At 36.3% G+C, this 5,772-nt stretch carries 7 protein-coding genes; 2 read left to right on the forward strand and 5 right to left on the reverse strand.

Translation table 11 applies throughout. The features are described 5' to 3' along the window. The first annotated feature begins 548 nt into the window (after positions 1-548). Complete coding sequence (locus F6K13_RS15260; RefSeq protein WP_124143564.1) at positions 549-899, forward strand: YbaB/EbfC family nucleoid-associated protein; 351 nt, start codon at positions 549-551, stop codon at positions 897-899. 639 nt (positions 900-1,538) lie between these two features. Next, a complete protein-coding gene (locus F6K13_RS15265) occupies positions 1,539-2,015 on the forward strand; it encodes a low molecular weight protein-tyrosine-phosphatase (protein WP_124143563.1) in 477 nt (158 codons plus the stop codon). Between the two features lie 302 nt (positions 2,016-2,317). Here F6K13_RS15265 and F6K13_RS15270 read toward each other — a convergent pair whose 3' ends face one another. The 5 genes from F6K13_RS15270 to F6K13_RS15290 all read right to left on the reverse strand — a co-directional run. Continuing rightward, positions 2,318-2,992, reverse strand: coding sequence for a response regulator transcription factor (locus F6K13_RS15270; RefSeq protein WP_124143562.1), 675 nt, complete (start codon positions 2,990-2,992; stop codon positions 2,318-2,320). A 363-nt stretch (positions 2,993-3,355) separates the two neighbouring features. Next, the gene (locus tag F6K13_RS15275) at positions 3,356-4,942 is read right to left on the reverse strand and encodes a glucose-6-phosphate isomerase (RefSeq protein WP_124143561.1); all 1,587 of its coding nucleotides are present in this window, start codon (positions 4,940-4,942) and stop codon (positions 3,356-3,358) included. Positions 4,943-4,995: 53 nt separating this feature from the next. Beyond that, the gene (locus tag F6K13_RS15280; RefSeq protein ID WP_124154630.1) at positions 4,996-5,253 is read right to left on the reverse strand and encodes a cytotoxic translational repressor of toxin-antitoxin stability system; all 258 of its coding nucleotides are present in this window, start codon (positions 5,251-5,253) and stop codon (positions 4,996-4,998) included. Positions 5,254-5,304: 51 nt separating this feature from the next. After that, positions 5,305-5,532 carry a hypothetical protein gene (locus F6K13_RS15285; protein ID WP_240041576.1) on the reverse strand — a complete coding sequence of 76 codons (228 nt, stop codon included), beginning with the start codon at positions 5,530-5,532 and terminating at the stop codon, positions 5,305-5,307. Between the two features lie 78 nt (positions 5,533-5,610). Further along, the coding region (locus F6K13_RS15290) for an HNH endonuclease (RefSeq protein WP_287287786.1) at positions 5,611-5,772 on the reverse strand (162 nt) is incomplete at its 5' end.

A 5,772-nucleotide genomic window follows, 5' to 3' on the forward strand; every position in this document is an offset into this window, starting at 1 on the left:
TAGTTAAACAATCTAGTTAAGTGCAAATTAGGTACACAAAACGGATAAATCAGCTTTAGATACCGAGTTTTTCTGTTAATTATTCAGATTTCTAACTACAAGTAAATTACTATCAGGTTTCAATTAGTAATAGTCACTAAAATTGGCATGATTTTCAGATTCCCCACCTTCTGAATTAATTACTATATTTTAGGAAGTCTATGGTCTATAAACAGCTTTTAACTAATATTATTACCAATTATGGTATTGGGAAATCTTGAATAAATTAGGGCTTGAAATGGCAGGTTCGTCAAATTATTAATTTAATTAGGTACTAAAAATCTATTGCAGTGTTATGATTTTTATGTAAAGATGCCATGATATTATATATAAGGTAGGTGCGCATTTTGATCGGCTCCTACTAAAGCACAAAATCTAACTAGATTCTGTATAAATATATTGAGAATCTAGAAGAATTAAAATATGTGCTGCATAAATTATTAGAGACCTAATAATTTAATGGCAACAAACAAATAACAAATAAGACTTACCATAGAAGAGTAATAATTATGTCACAATCAGGAAAAGGCTTTAACTTCGGGTTAGGTAAAATGAAAGAACTAACAGAGGCTTTTAAAAAAGCTCAACAGGTTCAAGAAGGAGCTAAACAACTTCAAGAAGATCTCGATAAATTAGAGGTTGAAGGGGTAGCAGGTGGTGGTTTAGTCAAGGTTTTTTTGAGTGGAAACCAAGAACCACGGCGAGTAGAAATTTCACCTGATGCACTAGGAGAAGGGGCAGAAGTAATTTCTGAATTGGTGACAGTAGCAATGCAAGACGCTTATAGTAAGTCTACTGCTACTATGCGCGAGCGCATGGAAGATTTGACAGGTGGTTTAAATATACCTGGACTTTCATAAAGTCAGAAGTCAGAAGTCAGAAGTCAGAAATCAGAAGTCAGAAGTTGTTTTTGTAACGGGTATTTGAGCAAGCCTACAAAAACATTTTGCCTTAAAAGGCGGGGTTACGCGACCCAATTATTTTGATAATTTAAGTCTTAATAGCTAGGGCAGGTTTAAGTTAAGAACCAATGTATCGTAGACTAATAACTAACCTGTATCCTAGTCTTAATCATATTTATAAAATTGTCATTTCAGTTAGTCTCCTCCGGAGGAACTTCGGACTTCAGTATCTCTAGCTGTTTGCGCAGCATTCCGTAGGAAAACCTTATTTAAAACATAAGGAATATTCTCTTTCTCTTGGTCGATTGGATATGGCGTTAGCGGAGCGGCTCTGCAAGAGCGGGTCTCCTCCCCATGCCACCCTTCGGGAAGCTGCGCTAACGACCGCTTTTTATACTCTTAAAAAGGGAGGCTTGAAACAAAATTTTTTCTTTCAGAAGACTACTGCTAAAGTAATTATTTCAATCATTTAGATGAATTTTTATGATTAATTAATGAGGCTTGATATTAGCGATAAAAAACTTTCTTATCCTCTTCCTTCTTCCTTCTTGCTTTTTCCTTTTTCCTTCTTCAAGATTACCTATTTTTGATTAATTTATGGAATATAAATTATTATTTGTTTGTCTTGGTAATATCTGCCGTTCTCCATCAGCAGAAAATATTATGAATCATCTGATAGAAAAAGCTAATTTGAGCGGTCGTATAGTTTGTGATTCTGCTGGTACAGGAGGCTATCATATAGGTAGTCCACCTGATTCTAGGATGACTTATGCAGCTAAGATGCGAGGAATTACCCTTAAAGGTGCAGCTCGTAAATTTCAAGTAGAAGATTTTGATAATTTTGACTTAATCTTAACAATGGATAAGGATAATTATCGGGATGTACTGCGCTTAGATACTGCTGGTAAGTATCAGGATAAAGTCAAATTAATGTGTGGCTTTTGTAGGTATTTTGATGTGCAGGAAGTTCCCGATCCCTATTATGGTGGTCAGGATGGATTTGACCATGTGATTGAAATACTTTTAGATGCTTGTGAGGGACTTTTAGAGTATATTATTAATCAAAAAAAATAGCGGTCTATGAATGCTGAATTAGTCTAAATTTTTGGCAAAAAATCAACTCAAACTAACTAAATTTAAAATTAATTATTGATCTGCTGATTAAATCTAAAAGCATTTATATATAAAGGTTTTAGCTGTTTTAGGTTGAAAAAAATGCCTGGAAATCAGCTCTTCATACTCATGCATGGAGGGTATTTTAGGCGCATAGTTGGGCATAAAAATCATTCTTACAATTCTTACTTCTACCTCCTCTTAATTACCATTTTTCCTGTCTCCTGTCTCCTACTTCTACTGAAATACTTTTTCAGCAAACCCTAATTAGTCAAGTAATTTTCCATAGTAAAACGAACTAATTCAGCTCGATTATTAGTATTGGTTTTTCTAAATAAACTGCTGACATATTTTTCAATAGTTCTATGGCTTAAATGTAGGCGGTCGCCAATCTGAACATTAGAAAGACCATTAACTAAAAGACTCAAAACTTGTTGTTCTCGCTCAGTCAAACTAATCTTAGAATTGGCAATAACTGACTGAGATACTGCTTCTGAATAATGTGATTTAGATAGCTTTTCTGTCTGAGAATATTGGTTAAATATGGGTGAAATTTGGGCAATAAGAGCAGACCGCTCCAACAAAGACCGAACTATTGCTCCTAACTCTGGTAATTCAAAAGGTTTTGGTAAGTAAATATCACACCCCAAATTATAGCCTTTTACTCGTTCTTCTGTACTTGTATGGGCAGTTAAAAAAATCACAGGCAATAAACGAAAAATGGGACGCGATCGAACTTGTCGTACCAGGTCATAACCATTTATTTCTGGCATAGCAATATCAGTAATCATCAGGTGTGGCCGAGATTTCTCTAATAAATCCAAAGCTTGTTGACCATTTTCAGCTTTGACTACCGAGTAACCAGAAATCTCTAGGTAATCACCAACACATAAACGAGTTCCCAAATCATCATCAACTACGAGAATTGTTAAGGGCATTGTTTAATGGGAATAGGGAAGTAAATTAACATTGGGAGTAGGGAAATACCTAGACTATTAGTAACTAAATTTTTATGCTTGTGAAGTTATCTCCTAGTGACATTCTCATGGTGCTGAACCTGGATGTACGCGTAGACTTCCCAAGATTATAATTATGTGGGTTGCTGTCCAACGCAACTTATTATCTTAGGTCAGAAAGCACCCACAAACTTACTTTACAGGCTATTTCCGGGTCCCATAGTCCTTGAGTTACTATATTCTCTGGTCCATGAGTAAAAACTATATCTGTTGCTGCACAATCTGGATGAGTCCAATAACCAACCCGAATGCTCTAGGCCAAATTAATACCTATAATACTTAATACTACTGATAGCTTACAGCTAAATTAACTGGTTGCCCAAGATTTCCATGAAAAACAATATTCTGTTGGTTAGCTGCCAAATGGCGCAAAATCTTATAGATGATTTCTATTTTGTCATCAGCACCTACTTTTTGGGCAATTTCTTCTAAAGATAGGGGAGAAACCTCTTGCTTGAGGACATTTACTACCTGTTGTTGTAACTCTAGCACTGTGGCCGCAGCTTTTTTACCTGCTTCTACTCCTGGTTGGTGATAGGCATTAATATTAACTAGAGAGCCATAAAAACTAACAGCTCTCTCATAAAGAGCAATTAAGGCCCCTACATTTTTAGGATTAACTTTGGGTATTGTAACTGTAATAGAATCTCGCTGATTTTCATAAAGTGCTTGTCTAGTACCTTGTAGAAAACCAGATAAGTAGTCACCAGAAGTTACTCCAGGTTCTACTTCGGGAGAAATACCTTGACGGTCTTCTAGAACTTCGATAAAGGTAAGAAAGAAATTAGGTACACCATCACGCAACTGTTGTACATAAGCGTGTTGGTCTGTGGAACCTTTATTACCATAAACTGCAATACCTTGGTTGACTATATTACCATCTAGGTCTTTTTCTTTGCCTAAAGATTCCATGACCAACTGCTGTAAATAACGGCTGAACATTAGCAGACTGTCTTTGTAGGGGAGAACTACCATATCTTTTTCCCCTCGTCCGTTACCTACGGCATACCAACTCAAAGCTAATAAAGCGGAGGGGTTGCCTTTAATATCATGTTTGCGAGTGGCTATGTCCATTTCTTTTGCCCCGTCTAGCATGGCCTGGATATCAATTCCTTGCAATGCTGCTGGTAGTAAACCAACGGAGGATAATTCAGAAGTACGTCCCCCTACCCAGTCTGCCATGGGGGTAATATTTAGCCATCCTTCAGATTTGGCAATTTTACCTAGTTTACTATCGGGGGTGGTAGTTGCGACGGCGTGGGGAGCAAAGTCTAGATTTTGAGCATCATAAGCTGCTTTGACTTCCATCATACCGTTGCGAGGTTCTGGCGTACCCCCTGACTTGGAGATGACTATGACTAGGGTACTTTTGAGGCGGTCTTTGAGTTTGTAGAGTACGCGGTCGATACCTGCAGGATCGGTATTGTCGATGAAATGTATTTGCATTGGTGGGTCATTTGGACTAAGGGCTTCGGCCACAAATTGAGGACCGAGAGCTGAACCACCGATACCAATGGACAGAATATCTGTAAATTTGGGGGCATTGGGAGGTTTGATTTCTCCACTATGGACTTTCTTGGCAAAAGTCTCTATCTGTTCGATAGTTTGGACAATTTCTTGTTTGATTTCGGGGGTGGGCGCAAGTTCTGGGGATCTCAGCCAGTAGTGGCCAACCATCCGGTTTTCGTCTGGGTTGGCGATCGCACCTTTTTCTAATTGCTCTATATCTTGGAAAGCTTTTTCAAATTTTGGCTTGATTGTTTCTAGAAAAGAATCGTCAAATTTAATGCGACTTATATCAACATAAAATTTTAATCCTTCATGGTAATAAAGCCAGTTAATATAGCGTTGCCAGAGTGCTTTTGAGTCCATAAAAATTACTGTATTTTTTGTTTTTTTTAGTCTGGTATCTATAGTTTAGAATATTAAATTTGTGGCTTTGGTAAAATACGGATAAATTTAAGAATTTGACCTGTTACTTCTATACCAATCAGGTATTTGTCCACAGTAAATCTGTAGAAAATAGCACTGGTTCCAAGTTGTCGTAATTCTGGTAGTTCTTGTAAGTAATTTATTTGACTGAATTTGATAAAAACAAAATCATATATTTTTTGGTAGGTGGCAGTTTCTAAAGTTTTTAGGTCTTCGACAAAAGACCGAGCATAACGCACTTCTAGGTTCACAATAATATTGTTTTTTCTATATCTTATTTATTATTATTGGTTATTTTTAGTTTAACTATCTTCTCGGTCAAAATACAATATTTGTATGGCTTCTTCTTTGGTTAAGATATCTCCTGGTTTGTGAGTTGTTTTAGATTGTTGAATAGCTTGTAGCATGAAGCTGTCATAATAAAGTGTTTGTAAATATTCCCAACCTCTTTCTAGGTCTACATCAGACATTATACCTATTAGAGAGTACAACTTACTTTTGAGAAAGTTAATTCTTTTTGAATTTACCATATATTTATCCTGATTTAATCCGGTTCAATTTTACTCAAAAATTGAGATTTTTCGGGGATGGAATAATTTTTTTTGGCTTTAGTTACTGAAGTTCCGTTGGAATCGTGGGTCAAAGTTATGTTTCTTTTTTTGATTACATTTACTACAGAGGGTTTGTAGGTTACTAATATCATTACTACCACCACTAGCTAGGGGGATAATATGGTCTATAGTAAGTTGTGTTTCTCTAGTAGTTTTACC

The organism is Okeania sp. SIO2B9, from assembly GCF_010672505.1.
GTDB lineage: Bacteria > Cyanobacteriota > Cyanobacteriia > Cyanobacteriales > Microcoleaceae > Okeania > Okeania hirsuta.

Excerpts from the sequence above, each read along its gene's own strand:
- F6K13_RS15260 (WP_124143564.1), top strand. The coding sequence starts at position 549 with ATGTCACAATCAGGAAAAGGCTTTAACTTCGGGTTAGGTAAAATGAAA.
- F6K13_RS15265 (WP_124143563.1), top strand. The coding sequence starts at position 1,539 with ATGGAATATAAATTATTATTTGTTTGTCTTGGTAATATCTGCCGTTCT.
- F6K13_RS15270 (WP_124143562.1), bottom strand. The coding sequence starts at position 2,992 with ATGCCCTTAACAATTCTCGTAGTTGATGATGATTTGGGAACTCGTTTA.
- F6K13_RS15275 (WP_124143561.1), bottom strand. The coding sequence starts at position 4,942 with ATGGACTCAAAAGCACTCTGGCAACGCTATATTAACTGGCTTTATTAC.
- F6K13_RS15285 (WP_240041576.1), bottom strand. The coding sequence starts at position 5,532 with ATGGTAAATTCAAAAAGAATTAACTTTCTCAAAAGTAAGTTGTACTCT.